Below are 14,699 nucleotides of genomic sequence, written 5' to 3'. Positions count from 1 at the left end.
TCTCGACTCTACTCGGGGGTAGCCGAGGCGAGCGAGGGGTCCATCGTCCGGTCGGTGAGTCGCTCGTCACAGCCTCCACGTGGGCAGAATGGGGGCCATGAGCATCACTGACCCGGTCACCAGCGCAGTCCCCACGCACCTGTTCACCGCCATCGACCACGTCGGCATCGCGGTGCCGGACCTGGACGAGGCGATCGCGTTCTACCGCGACAGCTTCGGCATGCACGTGACGCACGAGGAGACCAACGAGGAGCAGGGCGTGCGCGAGGCGATGGTCGCCGTCGGCGACACCGACTCCAAGATCCAGCTGCTCGCCCCGCTCAACGCCGAGTCGACGATCGCGAAGTTCATCGACCGCAGCGGCCCGGGCCTCCAGCAGCTCGCCTACCGCGTCACCGACCTCGACCAGGTCTCCGCGATCCTGCGCGAGCGCGGCCTGCGCCTGCTCTACCCCGAGGCCAAGCGCGGCACGGCCGACAGCCGGATCAACTTCATCCACCCCAAGGACGCCGGCGGCGTCCTGGTCGAGCTCGTCGAGCCCGCGGCCGACGCGCACTGAGCGCCCCGGGCGCTCACGCCCAGCGGAACCGGAGCTCCTCACCCGGCCGCAGCTGGGACAGCCGGTCGGTGTCGGCATCGGCCACCACGGCGACCACGGGATAGCCCCCGGTCACCGGGTGGTCCGGGCCGAACACCACCGGCCGCCCGTCCGGCGGCAGCTGGACCGCACCGCGAAGTGCGCCCTCGCTGGGCAGCTCCCCCCGGTCCGGTACGACGCCGAGCGGCTCCCCTTCGAGCCGGAGCCCCACCCGGTCACTGTCCGCGGCGACCCGCCACGGCCGGGCGACCAGGGCGTCCGCGTCGACCGCCCAGTCGTCGCGGGGGCCGCGGTGCAGGCCCACCGTCACCGGCCCCTCGTGGCGGCGGGACGCGACCGCGTCCACCAGGATCTCGCCGGCGAGCTCGCGCCCGACCGCGATCCGCTCGCCCGGCCGGACCGGCGCGGGGCCGAGCCCGGCGAGCGTGTCGTGCGCGCGGGAGCCCAGCAGCCGGGGCGTGTCGAGCCCGCCGCGCACCGCGAGGTAGGACCGCAACCCGCTCGGCGGCGTGCCCAGGGTGAGCCGCTCCCCCGGCCGCAGCGCGAGCACCGCGCCCGTCGGCTCGGCCCGCCCGCCGACGGCGAGCTGCGCGGGGGCGCCCGTGACGCAGACCCAGAGCATGCCCTCCGCCTCGACCTCCAGGCCGCCCAGCACCACCTCCAGGGTGGCGGCACCGGGGTCGTTGCCGAGCAGCCGGTTGGCGAGGTCGTGGGACGCGCGGTCGGCCGCGCCCGCCGTACCGACGCCGATGGCGGCGTGGCCCGGCCGGCCCCGGTCCTGGACCAGCACCGGGCCGCCGACGGCACGCACCACGAGCGCGCTCATCGCGCCTCGAAGCGCACGGTGAGGCCGGCGGTCAGCAGCGCCGGCGGGTCGCGGTCGAGGTCCCAGAGCACGAGGCCGGTGCGGCCGAGCAGCTGCCAGCCGCCGGGCGAGGCGCGCGGGTAGATCCCGCTGAACTCCCCCGCCAGCCCCACCGACCCGGCCGGCACCGTGGTGCGCGGCTGCGCCCGGCGCGGCACGTGCAGCCGCGGGTCGCCGCCGACGAGGTAGGCGAAGCCCGGCGCGAAGCCGCCGAAGGCCACTCGCCACGGCGTCCGCGTGTGCGCCGCGACGACCTCGCCCGGCGTCAGCCCGGTCAGCGCCGCGACGTCGGCCAGGTCCGCGCCGTCGTACGTGACCGGCACGACGAGCTCCCGCTGCGGTAGTCCCTGACGAAAAGCACTGATTTCCGGCCCGAAAGCGTGCTTTTCGTCAGGGACTACCCCGCGCAGCCGCTCGACGGAGACCCCCGGCCGGGCGACGAGGAGCACCGTCCGGGCCCCCGGTACGACGTCGAGCGCCACCTCCGCGACCCCCGGGTCCGCGCGCAGGTGGGCCACCAGGGCCACCACCGCAGGCGTGTCGGCGAGCTCCACGAGGAGCCCGCGGTCGCCGTACGGGAGGAGGTTCATGCGAACGGCGCGACCGTGGCCCCGGCCGCGTCGAGCGCCACGCGCACCGCGGCCGCGAGCTCCGGTGCGCCGGGCGAGTCCCCGTGCACGCACAGCGAGCGGACCGTGCCCGAGGCCGCGAGCCGGACCGCCTGCGCGGCGACGACGGCGGGGTCGAGGAGCAGCGCGCCGGGCTCGGAGCGGGGCACCAGGCCGCCGCCGGGGAGGTAGGCGCGGTCGGCGAAGCCCTCGCCCACCGCCGGCAGACCGGCGTCCGCGACGACGTCGAGGAAGGCCGAGCCGGCGAGACCGAGCACCGGCAGCCCACCGAAGGCGGCGACCGCGCGGACCAGCGCCCGCGCCTGCTCCGGGTGCCGGGAGACCGCGTGGTAGAGCGCACCGTGCGGCTTGACGTAGGCGACCCTGGCGCCGGCGGCCCGGGCGATGCCGTCGAGGGCACCGAGCTGGTAGAGCACGTCGGCCTCCAGCTCGGCGGCGGGCACCTCGACGTACCGGCGCCCGAAGCCGGCGAGGTCGCGGTAGCCGACCTGGGCGCCGATCACGACGCCGTGCTCGACGGCGAGCGCGCAGGTGCGGACCAGGGTGAGCGGGTCACCGGCGTGGAAGCCGCACGCCACGTTCGCGCTGGTCAGGTGCGGGAGCAGGGCGGCGTCGTCGCCGAGCTGCCAGCGGCCGAAGGACTCGCCGACGTCGGCGTTGAGGTCGACGGTCCCGCCCCCCTCCTTCGTGGACGGGTCACCCCGATGCAACGTCACGGGGCCTATGGTGACCCATCAGCGCGCCGCCGAGCCCAGGACGGTGCACCTGCGACCACGACGCCGCCGGATGAGACGCCCGTCACGAAGCCACCACGAGGTGGTTACCGATGGGTAATCTACGCCGCGGCCGTATTGCCATCCGCCAGCATTCCTAGGGAGACGACGACCGTGCAGCACATTCTCGACGCCATCCAGGCCGAAGGGACCTCCTCGGAGGACTTCGCCAACCTCGAGCTCCCGGAGTCCTACCGGGCCGTGACGGTCCACAAGGACGAGGTCGACATGTTCGAGGGCATCGCCTCGCGCGACAAGGACCCGCGCAAGTCCCTGCACGTCGACGAGGTGCCGATGCCCGAGCTCGGTCCCGGTGAGGCGATCGTCGCCGTGATGGCCTCCGCCATCAACTACAACACCGTGTGGACCTCGATCTTCGAGCCGGTCTCCACCTTCGGCTTCCTCGAGCGCTACGGCCGCGAGTCCGAGCTCGCCAAGCGCCACGACCTGCCCTACCACATCGTCGGCTCCGACCTGTCCGGCGTCGTCCTCGCCGTCGGCCCGGGCGTGACCCGCTGGAAGGCCGGCGACCGCGTCGTCGCCCACTGCCTCTCCGTCGAGCTCGAGGCCCCCGACGGCCACAACGACACGATGCTCGACACCTCGCAGCGGATCTGGGGCTTCGAGACCAACTTCGGCGGCCTCGCCGACGTCGCGATGGTCAAGGCCAACCAGCTCATGCCCAAGCCCGAGCACCTCACCTGGGAGGAGGCCGCCTCCCCCGGCCTGGTCAACTGCACGGCCTACCGGCAGCTCGTCTCCGCCAACGGCGGCAACATGAAGCAGGGCGACAACGTCCTGATCTGGGGCGCCTCCGGCGGCCTCGGCGGCTTCGCCACGCAGTACGCCCTCAACGGCGGCGCGAACCCCATCTGCGTGGTCTCCAACGAGGAGAAGGCCCAGATCGTGCGCAACATGGGCGCCGAGATGGTCATCAACCGCTCCGAGCTGGCCCCGAAGTTCTGGAACGAGGACGGCACCAAGCAGAACCCGAAGGAGTGGCAGCGCTTCGGCAAGGCCATCCGCGAGCTCACCGGCGGCGAGGACATCGACATCGTCTTCGAGCACCCGGGCCGCGAGACCTTCGGCGCGAGCGTCTACGTCACCCGCAAGGGCGGCACCATCACCACCTGCGCCTCGACCACGGGCTACATGCACGAGTACGACAACCGCTACCTGTGGATGAACCTCAAGCGCATCATCTCCAGCCACTTCGCCAACTACCGCGAGTCGTGGGAGGCAAACCGCCTCATCGCGCAGGGCAAGATCCACCCGACCCTGTCGCGCACCTACAAGCTCGAGGACACCGGCCAGGCCGCCCTCGACGTGCACCACAACAAGCACCAGGGCAAGGTCGGCGTCCTGTGCCTCTCCCCCGAGGAGGGCCTGGGCGTGCGCGACGAGGAGCTGCGCGCCAAGCACCTCGACAAGATCAACCTGTTCCGCGGCATCTGAGGCGGACCTACGACGGGCCGGCGCGACACGCGCCGGCCCGTCGGCCATTTCCCGGCCCTCCGTCCTGTCCTGGCGGGCCGGGCTGGGAAAGCTCAGGTCCATCGGGAATCATGGGGCCATCCCCCCACTGCCCGCACCGAGAGCCAGGGAGGCTCCGTCCCCATGAGCGACCAGGGTCTGTCCATCTTCGACGACGAGCCCCACACCACCGAGGAGTCCGCCCCCGTGACGACCAAGTCCAGCGACGAGGAGCCGACGCAGGTCATCCCGGCGGTCAAGAACGACGCCCCCGCGGCGCGCCAGCCGGCCGGCTCCGACCGTCCGACCGCGGCCCAGCCCGACCGCGCGGCCGCGACCTCTCCCCGTCCGACCGCCCGCCCGGCCGCTCCCGCGGCCCCACGCCCGGTCGGCTTCAACGCGCCCTCCGGCGGCGGGCTGCCGATCGTGCGCAAGGGCGGCTACGACCGCGAGGCCGTCGACACCCACATCCGCCAGCTCTCCAGCGAGAAGGCCACCCTGGGGGCCAGCCTCACCGAGTCCGAGCAGCGGGTCATCGAGCTCGAGCAGGAGCTCGCCAAGGCGAAGGCCGAGCTGGCCGAGACCGACAACCCGTCGTACGCCGGGCTGGGGGGTCGCGCGAGCGCGATGCTCCGCCTCGCCGAGGAGGAGGCCGCCGAGATCCGCACGACGGCCGAGTCCGACGCCACCGAGATCCGCGACCAGGCCACCCGCGACGCCAAGGCGATCCGGGCCGAGGCGGCCCGCGAGGCCGACGACATGCGCGCCGTCCAGCTCCGCGAGCTGGAGGAGAACCGCACCCGCCTGCTCACCGACGCCGAGCAGGAGCGCGCGCTGGCGCAGAGCGAGGCCGAGGACACCCGCGCGTCGGCCCGCCGCGAGGCCGACCAGCACCGCCTGGCCGCCGAGCAGGAGGTCTCCGAGCTGCGCAGCCAGGCCCAGCGCGAGGTCGAGCAGGCCCGGGCCGCGGTCGACCGCGAGGTCCAGGAGGCGCGTCGCGCGCTCGCCGTGGAGAAGGAGCGGCTGGCCCGTGAGGCCACCGACCACCACAACAGCGCCGTCGCCGAGACCCGCCGCCTGGTCGAGGAGGCCGAGCAGCGCGCCACCGCCGCGGAGGCGCGGGCCGCCGAGGCCAGCAAGCAGGCCGCCGCCAACCGGGCCGCCGCGCAGACCGAGTCCGAGGGGCTGCTCACCCGTGCCCGCCGCGAGGCCGAGCAGGTCATCGCCTCGGCGCGTGCCCAGGCCGAGGCGATCGCCGCCAGCGGCGACTCCGAGCTGCAGCGCGAGATCGCCTCGCGCCGTGCCGAGCTCGACCGGCTCACCAAGCGCCGGGCCGCCATCACCGCCCAGCTGTCCTCCCTGGCCGACCTCGTCGCCGGCTTCGGCGAGGACGAGAGTTGAGCGGGTCCGGCGCCGTCGACGAGGCGCCGGACGGGGTGACCGAGCACGGCGGGGTCGACCCCGCCGCGCCGGCCGCGGCGGCCGAGGAGTCGCCGTACGGCAAGCCCGGCAAGCCCTTCGACCGGCGCTCGCCGTACTACTACGGCTTCGTCGGCGCGCTCGGCGCGCTGACGGCGTTCTGGCTGTTCCAGGCGATCGTGGGCATCGGCTCGGTGCTGATGCTCGTGGTGGTCTCGTTCTTCCTCGCCGCCGGCCTCAACCCGGCGGTGATGTTCCTGGAGCGGCGCGGGCTGCGCCGCTCGCTGTCGGTCACCGTCGTCATCCTGGCCGCGATCGGGTTGGTCGCGCTGTTCCTCGTCGCGATCGTCCCGGTGATCACCGACCAGGTGCAGGCGATCACCAAGAACGCCCCCGGCTGGCTCGACGAGCTGCAGAAGAACAAGCGGATCCAGCGGCTGGACGACGAGTACCACATCATCGACAAGATCAAGGACCGCATCGACGAGGGTGACCTCGTCGCCGGCATCTTCGGCAACGCCGTCGGCATCGGGCTCAAGGTCGTCTCGGGCCTGTTCAACGCGTTCGTCATCCTGGTCCTGACGCTCTACTTCCTGGCCTCGCTCGACAGCAGCAAGGCCGCGATCTACCGCCTCGCGCCGGCCTCGCGCCGCGAGCGGGTGGCCAAGCTCGGCGACAAGGTGATCGCCAACATCGGCGGCTACGTCTCCGGCGCCTTCATCGTGGCGCTCTGCGCGGGGCTGAGCTCGCTGGTCTTCCTGTGGTTCACCCCGGTCGCCAAGTACGCCGTCGCGCTGGCCTTCGTGGTCGCGGTGCTCGACGTGATCCCGATGATCGGTGCCACCCTGGGCGCGATCATCGTCTCCGCGATCGCCTTCGCCACCGACATCAAGACCGGCATCATCTGCGTGATCTTCTACGTGATCTACCAGCAGTTCGAGAACTACGTGATCTACCCGCGGGTGATGAGCCGCTCGGTCGACCTGCCGGGCGCGGTGATCGTCATCGCCGCCCTCGTCGGCAGCGCCCTGCTGGGCGTGGTCGGCGCGCTGCTCGCCATCCCGGCCGCCGCGGCGGTGCTGCTGATCATCCGCGAGGTCGTCGTCAAGCGGCAGGACCAGCGCTAGCCGGGCTCACCCGAGCACGGGCTCCTCGGTCGCGACCGCCGGCTCCCCGAGCCGCACCCCGACCACGCCGAGCACGATCAGCACCCCGCCCAGCAGCTGCACCACGCCGGGCAGCTGGCCCAGCAGCAGCCACGCCCACGCGACGGCGGCGACGACCTCGCTGAGCGCCACGAAGGACGCCAGCCGGGAGCCGAGCCGCCGTCCCGCGGCGATGCCGGTGCCGTAGGCCACCGCGGCCGTCACCAGCCCGAGGACCAGGATCGCGAGCCAGGGGGCGACCTCGACGCCGGCGTACTCCACCGGGGTGGCGGAGCCCTCGACCGGCATCAGCCGGAGCAGGCCGAGCAGCCCGAGGATCAGTCCGCCGAGCAGGAGGCCGCCGGCGGCCAGCGCCATCGGGGGCAGGCCGTGCCGCTCGTCGGCGGAGATCACGAAGTACGCAGCCGCCCCCACCATCGCGGCCAGCGCCCAGGCCGCACCGCGCAGGTCGAAGTCGGCACCGGAGAACAGGTCGAGCACGAGCAGCAGGCCGAGCGCCGCGACCGCCGCGCCGAGCACGGTGACCCGGCCGGGGCGCTGACCGTGGACGAGCCACATCCAGACCACCACGGCGACCGGGGCGGTGTACTCGATGAGCAGGGCCGGTCCGACCTCCATCGTCTGCACCGCGGAGAAGTAGCAGAACTGTGCCCCGGCGACCGCGAGGCCGCCGTAGAGGACCAGGGTGGGCAGCGCCGGGCGCAACAGGTGCCAGCGCCCACGCATCGCCCGTACGCCGAGCGGCAGCACCGCCAGCGCGCCGACCGCGATCCGCAGCAGGACCACCCCGCCCGCGCTCCAGCCGCTGTCGAGCAGCGGGCGCGCCAGCGCCCCGGAGAGCCCGAAGGCGAAGGCGGAGACGAGCGCCAGCAGCAGGCCGGGCCCGGTCCCCGGTCGCGCCACCCTGGCCTCGTCACGGGTCAAAGTCATCATGGCTAATGACGGTACGGCGGGGTGCGGTAACCTGTCAACGTGGTTTTCGCCCATGACACCGCCGTCTCGCTCCAGGCCGCCGTCACCCTGGTGAACTCCGCCCTGGAGCCGGTCGGGATGACCACTCCCGAGGAGCTCGACGACTTCTTCGCCGACTACGGCTACACCGGCCGCCACGACGGCGACGAGGCCGAGCTGGCGCAGGTGCGCGCCGTCGTGCCCCGGCTGCGCGAGGTGCTCACCGCCCGCCGCGACGACGCGGTCGACCTCCTCAACGCGATGCTCCGCGAGGCCTCGGCCGTCCCCCAGCTGCGCCGCCACGACGGCCTGGACTGGCACGTGCACGCCATCGACCAGGACCGCCCGCTCGCCGAGCGGATCCTGGTGGAGACCGCGATGGCGATGATCGACGTGGTCCGTGCCGACGAGATGTCCCGGCTCGCGATCTGCGCCGACGAGACCTGCGAGGGGGTCGTGCTCGACCTCTCCCGCAACCGGTCCAAGCGGTTCTGCTCGGTCACCTGCGGCAACCGCAACGCGGTCGCGGCCTACCGAGCCCGCCAGAGCAGCACCTGACAACACCGGGTGACGAGCACGTGAACGCGGCGCGGGGGGCTGGCCCCCCGGCCGGTCGTGGGCCAGGATCTCCTCCATGACTCGCATGCTCGGGATGCGACGGTCGCCGCTGTGCGCCCTCGTCCTCACCCTCCTCCTGTCCTCCTTCCTGCTGGTCGCCCCGCGCCCGGCGCCCGCCGACGCCGCCACGCCGCTCACCGTGGCCCAGGCGATCGGCACCCAGAGCTCCTCGACCGCCACCGTGCGCGGGTACGTCGTGGGCCAGCCCACCGCGACCTCGACCGTGGTGACGAGCGGCTTCCCCAACGACTACGCCCTCGCCCTGGCCGACTCCCCCGGCACCACCGCGACCGGGTCGATGCTCTACGTGCAGATCCCCTCGGCCTTCCGCTCGGCCTGGGGCCTGAAGACCAACCCGTCGCTGCTGGGCAAGCAGGTCGACGTCACCGGCACGCTGGCGGCGTACTTCTCCCACCCCGGCCTGACCAGCAGCAGCGCCTTCGCGCTCGCCGGGGGCGGCACCACGACGCCGCCCGGCGACACCGGCTCCTCCGGCATCCCGGCCGGCTACTACGACGCCGCCGCCGGCAAGTCCGGGGCCGCGCTCGCGACCGCACTGCACGGCATCATCGACGGCAACCGGACGCTGACCTACACCCAGGTCTGGGACGCCCTCAAGGTCACCGACCAGGACCCCGCCAACAGCAACAACGTCATCGAGATCTACTCCGGCCGCTCGATCGCCAAGTCCAACAACGGCGGCGGATCCGGCCAGTGGAACCGCGAGCACACCTGGCCGCAGAGCCACGGCGACTTCGGCACCTCCGCCGGCCCCGGCACCGACCTGCACCACCTGCGTCCCGAGGACGTCACCGTCAACTCCACCCGCGGCAACAAGGACTTCGACAACGGCGGCTCCGCGGTCGCCAGCTGCTCCGGCTGCTTCACCGACGCCGACTCCTTCGAGCCGCGCGACTCGGTCAAGGGCGACATCGCCCGCGGCCTGATGTACATGTCCGTGCGTTACGAGGGCGGCGACGGCTTCGCCGACCTCGAGCTCAACAACACCGTCAACGGCACGGTGCCCTACCTCGGCAAGATCTCCGTGCTGCTCGCCTGGAGCGCCGCGGACCCGGTCTCGGCCGCCGAGCGGGCGCGCAACGACCGGATCTACAGCGACTACCAGGGCAACCGGAACCCGTTCATCGACCACCCGGAGTACGCCGAGTCGATCTGGTGACGAGGTGACCCGCTAGTCCCCCAGGAACCGCTGGATGATCTCCAGGAAGAGGTCCGGGCGCTCGGAGTGCAGCCAGTGGCCGGTGTCCTTGAGGGTCACCTTGCGGTTCCGGGGGAACCAGCGGTCCATCGCGGCGTCGTACGCCGGCTGGACGTAGGCCGACCGGCTGCCGGCGAGCCACAGCACCGGTCCGTCGTACGGCGCCGTGTGGGCCAGCTCCTGCTCCGGCCAGCCGCTGATCACCGGCAGGTCCCGGGCCAGCCCGTCGAGGTCGACCTGCCAGCTCCAACCGTGCTGGGCGTGGGGGTCGCGGCGCAGGTTCTGCAGCAGGAACGAGCGGATCGTGGTGTCCGGCACGGCCGGCTCCAGCAGCCGGTCGGCATCGGAGCGGTGGACGACCTGCGAGAGGTCCATCCCGCGCAGGGCGGCGAAGTAGCCCGGGAACTCCCGGCCCTCGGGATAGGCCACCGGTGAGATGTCGGCGACGCACAGCCGCTCCACCCGTGCGGGGTGGAGCAGGGCGAGCACCATCGCGACCTTGCCGCCCAGGGAGTGGCCGACGAGCGTGAACGGCTCGTCGTCGGGGATCGTCTCGGCGACCAGCTCGGCGGACCGGGCGAAGTCGAAACGCTCGGGCCAGTCCGAGCGGCCGTGGTGCGGCAGGTCGACGAGCAGCACGCGATGCCGCACGGCGAGCCGCTTGGCGACGCCGGTCCAGTTCTTGCCCTGGCCGAACAGGCCGTGGAGAAAGACCACACGGCTCCCGGTGGAACCGAGAGCCGTGTGGTGAAGAGTCACGCGGTGAAGGTTACTTCGGGCGCCGCGCGGCAGCGCGGCGGGAGTCGGCCGCACAGCAGCTTGCTGCCGACCTGCGCCGACGGAGACGCGCTCGCGCCATCAGGAGTAGTCGTGGAAGCCGCGACCGGTCTTGCGACCGAGCTCGCCGGCGGCGACCTTCTCCTCCAGCGTCTTCGCGGGCGCGAAGCCGGGCTCGCCGAACTCGCCGTACAGCTCCTTCTGGATGGCCAGCGAGACGTCGTTGCCGACCACGTCGAGCAGCTCGAACGGGCCCATCGGGAAGCTCGCGGTCTCCTTGATCGCGGCGTCGATGCTCGCCAGCTCCTCGCCGCCCTCGGCGAGCTTGATCGCGTCGTTGAGGTAGGGGAAGAGCAGCAGGTTGACGATGAAGCCGGAGCGGTCGCCCGCGGAGACGCCGACCTTGCCCACGTTCGCGGTCAGCGCGCGGACGGTCTCGTCGACCTCGGCGGAGGTGTCCGGGGTGGTGATGATCTCGACGAGCTTCATCACCGGCGCCGGGTTGAAGAAGTGCATGCCGATGACGTCCTGCGGGCGGCCGGTGGCGGCGCCGAGCTGGGTGATCGGGAGCGAGGAGGTGGTGGTCGCCAGGATCGCGCCGGGCTTGACGATCTTGTCGAGGTCGCGGAACAGCTCGAGCTTGATCTCCAGGTCCTCGGCGATCGCCTCGACGACGATGTCCACGCCGCCGAGCGCCTCACGCTCGGTGGAGCCGGTCAGGCGGCCGAGCAGCACGTCCTTGTCGCCCTCGGTGCCCTTGCCCTTGGCGATGGCGCGGTCGAGGTTCTTGGTGATGTAGCCGACGACGCCGTCGAGCTTGTCCTGGCTGCGGCCGACGTAGATGACCTCGTAGCCGGCCTGGGCGAAGACCTGGACGATGCCGGAGGCCATCGTGCCGGTGCCGACCACGCCGACCTTGGTGATGTCGTGCTTGAACTCCGGCGCGGCGGACTCGCCCGCGGCGGCGGCCTCGTCGGCGAAGGTGCGCCCCTCGGCGACGAGCTTCTCCAGCAGGTCGGCCGGCTGGTGCAGGTGGTCGCCGGACTCGGCGTACCGGGCGGCGAGGAGGTCACGGACCTGGGCGGCACCGATCTCGTCGACGACCGTCAGCGGGCCCTTCGGGTAGCCGCAGCCGAAGCGCATCGCGGCGTCGATGTCGGCCACCGAGGCGTAGCCCGACTCGTAGGTGCGCACCGCGTGGTTCAGGTACGGCAGCACCAGCGTGTTGAAGATCTGCTCGCTCGAAGTCATGCGCCGGATTGTGGCAGCCCTGCGGGCCGGTGACTACCAGTCGGTAACCATGTGGACACTTCGAGACCGAGGTCACACCCCGGCGGTGCGGGGCGCGGCGTCGTACCGGGTGGCGGGTATGTTCGTCGCTCGTGAGACTCGTCGTTGCGCGCTGCCAGGTGGACTACGCCGGCCGGTTGACCGCCCACCTGCCGATGGCGACCCGGGTGCTCATGCTCAAGTCGGACGGATCGGTGCTCGTGCACTCCGACGGCGGCTCCTACAAGCCGCTGAACTGGATGTCCCCGCCGTGCACCGTGCGCGAGGGCAGCACCGAGGACGGCCAGGTCGAGTGGACCGTCACCGCGAAGGCCGCCAAGGGCGCCACCCCGGACACGCTGCGGATCCTGATCGAGGAGATCATCCACGACAGCCTCCACGACCTGGGCGTCGATCCCGGGCTGCAGAAGGACGGCGTCGAGAAGCACCTGCAGGAGCTCCTCGCCGAGCACCCCGCCACCCTGACGCCCGGCCTGACCCTGGTCCGGCGCGAGTTCCCCACCGCGATCGGCCCGGTCGACCTGATGTGCCGCGACGAGACGGGCCTGAGCGTCGCGGTGGAGATCAAGCGCCGCGGCGACATCGACGGCGTCGAGCAGCTCACCCGCTACCTGGAGCTGCTCAACCGCGACCCCCTGCTCACGACCAAGGGACCGGTGCGCGGGATCTTCGCCGCTCAGGAGATCAAGCCGCAGGCGCGGGTGCTCGCCGAGGACCGCGGGATCGCGTGCGCGGTCGTCGACTACGACGCACTGCGCGGGCTCGACAACGCCGAGGACCGGCTCTTCTGACGACGCCTCGTAGCCACGCGGACATGATGTGAAGGATGTGACGCAGGAGGCTGGTGAGACACCCTCACCGGGCCTCCTGGTGCAGCTACGTCCTTCCGGCTACGACGGACTCAGCACAGCCCGGCTGAGCGCGGCCGCTCGGTGGGCGCCTCGCTGGAGGCGTCCTGGCCGGGTGAGCCCGACGCCGAGCCCGACGCCGAGCCGGACGCCGAGGGCGAGGTCGAGGTCGAGGCCGTCCCGTCCGGGTTCGTGGCGGCGTTGATCGCCTCGTCCTCGAACTCGCGCGTGAGCGGCTGGTCGCGGCGGACCAGGCTCCACAGCTTGGCGACCGAGGAGGTCCACTGGATCCGGTTCCCCGGGTCCTGCGGCCAGGGCTCCCACGGCGTGGTCACGAAGGAGATGTTGTCGAGGCCGATGCTCCGCAACGAGCCGGCGAGGTCGGCCATCTGGGCGACGTTCTCGAAGTTGGTGGTCAGCGACCTCGTGGTGGCGTTCACCAGGCTCAGCAGCTTGTCCGGACGCGCCAGCATGTCGGCGCGGAAGGCGCCGTTGATCATCGAGGCCATGAAGGCCTGCTGACGCTTGATCCGCTGCGGGTCGCTGCCGTCGCCGCCGGTGACGCCCTTGCGCACCCGCACGTAGGCCAGGGCCTCGTCACCCTCGATCCGGCGGGTGCCGGCATCCAGGGTGATCTTGGTCTCCGGGTCGACGATCCGCTCGGGGATGCACACCTCCACGCCACCGAGGGCGTCGACCATGTCCTTGAAGCCGGAGAACTTCACCACGACGTACTTGTCGGCGCGCACGCCGGTGAGCTTCTCGAACTGCTTGATCGTGCAGGCCTGGCCGCCGGCGGTGTAGGCGGCGTTCCACAGCGCGTCGGGCTGCGCGGGCACGACGGTGCCGTCCTTCTTCGTGCACGCCGGCCGGTCCACGATGACGTCGCGCGGGATCGAGATGCCGTAGGCGAAGGTCCGGTCCGCTGAGAGGTGGATGAGGATCGTGGTGTCCGAGCCGCCGCCGCTGGCCGTGTCGACCTTGTTGCGCTTGCCCTGGCGCGTGTCGTCGCCGAGCACCAGGATGTTGACCTGCCCCTTCACGGCGTTCTCCGGGCGGTCCGGGCCGAGCTGGGCGTCGACGTCCTCGACGTCGAGGTTGCCGTTCCAGTGCCGGTAGGCGACGGTTACCCCGACGCCGGTCAGCACCCCGAGCGCCAGCAGGCTGGAGACGATCACCGCGACGACGGTGCGCACCGGCCGGGTCGCCTTGCGCCGTCCCCGCCGCCCGCCCGTACGACGCACCGCGGCCGCGCGGGAGGTGCTCACCCGTCGCGCTCGCCTGCCCGGCTCCCCCGGACCCCCGTCCTGGCTCATCGGCACCACCGTAGGCAACTGAGCAAGCGCGGGCTGGCAGGATCGCCCGCATGGCCACGATCTTCCACCTCGCGCTCGCCTCGGAGTGGGCCGCGGCCCAGCGCTCGGGCGCCTACACGACCTCGACGCTCGGGCGCTCCCTCGCCGAGGAGGGCTTCATCCACGCGAGCCGGGCCGACCAGTGGACGGGCGTGCGGGAGCGGTTCTACGCCGAGGTGACCGAGCCGCTGGTGCTGTTGCACATCGAGACCGACCTGCTCGACGTACCCGTGGTCGAGGAGCCGCCCGCCCCGGGCGTGACCGAGACCTTCCCGCACATCTACGGCCGGCTGCCGGTCACGGCGGTGGTCAAGGCCATCCCGCTGGACGGCACGCCGCCGCGGGCACCGGCGACGCCGACGGCGCCGGCTCCCGAGCCGGGTGCGACCTTCTCCTCGGTGTTTCTGCGGGAGATGTTCTTCAACGTGCTGGTGGCGAGCATCGCCATCGTGGTGAGCGTGCTCGGCATCGCCCTCGGGATGGCCGTGGGCGGCGACGTCGCTCCCGGCGTCCTCGGGCTGGTGGGCCTGGTGGTGGGCGTGGGAGTGGCGGTGCTGGTCTACCGGCGTCGCCACCCGAAGGTGGCCTAGCTGTGATGTCCAGGGAGGTTGTACCGCCCGGCATCGGTGAGCCTGTCTGACAGACGAAGGCCTCCGGTTGTGAAGTGGAGCTGTCTAGGAACCGCTTCACCCGACCGGAGGCCCTCATGTCCCACGCT

15 protein-coding genes are annotated in these 14,699 nt (G+C 72.3%); 8 read left to right on the top strand and 7 right to left on the bottom strand.

Going from position 1 to position 14,699, the window contains the following annotated elements:
- The first annotated feature begins 88 nt into the window (after positions 1–88).
- Positions 89–559, top strand: coding sequence for a methylmalonyl-CoA epimerase (gene mce / locus MRBLML1_RS17310; RefSeq protein WP_364518231.1), 471 nt, complete (start codon positions 89–91; stop codon positions 557–559).
- Between the two features lie 13 nt (positions 560–572).
- On the opposite strand, the gene MRBLML1_RS17305 is transcribed toward mce, so the two are convergent.
- Genes MRBLML1_RS17305 through MRBLML1_RS17295 form a run of 3 tightly spaced genes read right to left on the bottom strand, consistent with a single transcriptional unit; the run spans position 573 to position 2,802 of the window.
- Positions 573–1,424 carry a biotin-dependent carboxyltransferase family protein gene (locus MRBLML1_RS17305; protein ID WP_364518229.1) on the bottom strand — a complete coding sequence of 284 codons (852 nt, stop codon included), beginning with the start codon at positions 1,422–1,424 and terminating at the stop codon, positions 573–575.
- Positions 1,421–2,053, bottom strand: a complete 633-nt coding sequence (locus MRBLML1_RS17300) for a 5-oxoprolinase subunit B family protein (RefSeq protein WP_364518227.1) — start codon at positions 2,051–2,053, stop codon at positions 1,421–1,423. The genes MRBLML1_RS17305 and MRBLML1_RS17300 overlap by 4 nt, the downstream gene beginning before the upstream one ends.
- On the bottom strand, positions 2,050–2,802 hold the full coding sequence (locus MRBLML1_RS17295) for a LamB/YcsF family protein (protein ID WP_364518949.1): 753 nt from the start codon (positions 2,800–2,802) through the stop codon (positions 2,050–2,052). Before MRBLML1_RS17295 ends, MRBLML1_RS17300 begins: the two co-directional genes overlap by 4 nt.
- 177 nt (positions 2,803–2,979) lie before the next feature.
- Between MRBLML1_RS17295 and ccrA the strand changes: the two genes are divergently transcribed.
- The 3 genes from ccrA to MRBLML1_RS17280 all read left to right on the top strand — a co-directional run bounded on the left by ccrA (position 2,980) and on the right by MRBLML1_RS17280 (position 6,884).
- Positions 2,980–4,320, top strand: coding sequence for a crotonyl-CoA carboxylase/reductase (gene ccrA, locus MRBLML1_RS17290; protein ID WP_364518224.1), 1,341 nt, complete (start codon positions 2,980–2,982; stop codon positions 4,318–4,320).
- 162 nt (positions 4,321–4,482) lie between these two features.
- Positions 4,483–5,739: a hypothetical protein gene (locus MRBLML1_RS17285; RefSeq protein WP_364518222.1), complete on the top strand. Its 1,257-nt coding sequence runs from the start codon at positions 4,483–4,485 to the stop codon at positions 5,737–5,739.
- Positions 5,736–6,884, top strand: a complete 1,149-nt coding sequence (locus MRBLML1_RS17280) for an AI-2E family transporter (protein ID WP_364518220.1) — start codon at positions 5,736–5,738, stop codon at positions 6,882–6,884. Before MRBLML1_RS17285 ends, MRBLML1_RS17280 begins: the two co-directional genes overlap by 4 nt.
- 6 nt (positions 6,885–6,890) lie before the next feature.
- Here the strand turns inward: MRBLML1_RS17280 and MRBLML1_RS17275 are convergent, their stop codons facing one another.
- On the bottom strand, positions 6,891–7,856 hold the full coding sequence (locus MRBLML1_RS17275; protein WP_364518218.1) for a DMT family transporter: 966 nt from the start codon (positions 7,854–7,856) through the stop codon (positions 6,891–6,893).
- Positions 7,857–7,895: 39 nt separating this feature from the next.
- Here MRBLML1_RS17275 and MRBLML1_RS17270 point away from each other — a divergent pair, with 39 nt between their 5' ends.
- Entirely contained in the window at positions 7,896–8,432 is a 537-nt protein-coding gene (locus tag MRBLML1_RS17270) for a CGNR zinc finger domain-containing protein (RefSeq protein WP_364518216.1), read from the top strand.
- 76 nt (positions 8,433–8,508) lie between these two features.
- Positions 8,509–9,672: an endonuclease gene (locus MRBLML1_RS17265; protein WP_364518214.1), complete on the top strand. Its 1,164-nt coding sequence runs from the start codon at positions 8,509–8,511 to the stop codon at positions 9,670–9,672.
- A gap of 12 nt (positions 9,673–9,684) precedes the next feature.
- Here MRBLML1_RS17265 and MRBLML1_RS17260 read toward each other — a convergent pair whose 3' ends face one another.
- Together MRBLML1_RS17260 and MRBLML1_RS17255 are read right to left on the bottom strand one after the other, a co-directional pair.
- Complete coding sequence (locus tag MRBLML1_RS17260; RefSeq protein ID WP_364518212.1) at positions 9,685–10,428, bottom strand: alpha/beta fold hydrolase; 744 nt, start codon at positions 10,426–10,428, stop codon at positions 9,685–9,687.
- 141 nt (positions 10,429–10,569) lie between these two features.
- On the bottom strand, positions 10,570–11,739 hold the full coding sequence (locus tag MRBLML1_RS17255) for a 3-hydroxyacyl-CoA dehydrogenase NAD-binding domain-containing protein (protein ID WP_364518210.1): 1,170 nt from the start codon (positions 11,737–11,739) through the stop codon (positions 10,570–10,572).
- Positions 11,740–11,870: 131 nt separating this feature from the next.
- Between MRBLML1_RS17255 and nucS the strand changes: the two genes are divergently transcribed.
- A complete protein-coding gene (nucS, locus tag MRBLML1_RS17250; RefSeq protein WP_364518208.1) occupies positions 11,871–12,569 on the top strand; it encodes an endonuclease NucS in 699 nt (232 codons plus the stop codon).
- A 110-nt stretch (positions 12,570–12,679) separates the two neighbouring features.
- On the opposite strand, the gene MRBLML1_RS17245 is transcribed toward nucS, so the two are convergent.
- Positions 12,680–13,942: an LCP family protein gene (locus MRBLML1_RS17245; RefSeq protein ID WP_364518205.1), complete on the bottom strand. Its 1,263-nt coding sequence runs from the start codon at positions 13,940–13,942 to the stop codon at positions 12,680–12,682.
- Positions 13,943–13,992: 50 nt separating this feature from the next.
- Here MRBLML1_RS17245 and MRBLML1_RS17240 point away from each other — a divergent pair, with 50 nt between their 5' ends.
- On the top strand, positions 13,993–14,571 hold the full coding sequence (locus MRBLML1_RS17240) for a DUF952 domain-containing protein (protein ID WP_364518203.1): 579 nt from the start codon (positions 13,993–13,995) through the stop codon (positions 14,569–14,571).
- Positions 14,572–14,699: the final 128 nt, after the last annotated feature.

It is taken from the genome of Nocardioides sp. LML1-1-1.1, from assembly GCF_040676175.1.
GTDB lineage: Bacteria > Actinomycetota > Actinomycetes > Propionibacteriales > Nocardioidaceae > Nocardioides.
Note: the sequence above shows the minus strand (reverse complement) of the source record. Positions and strands in the feature narration are given on the sequence as shown.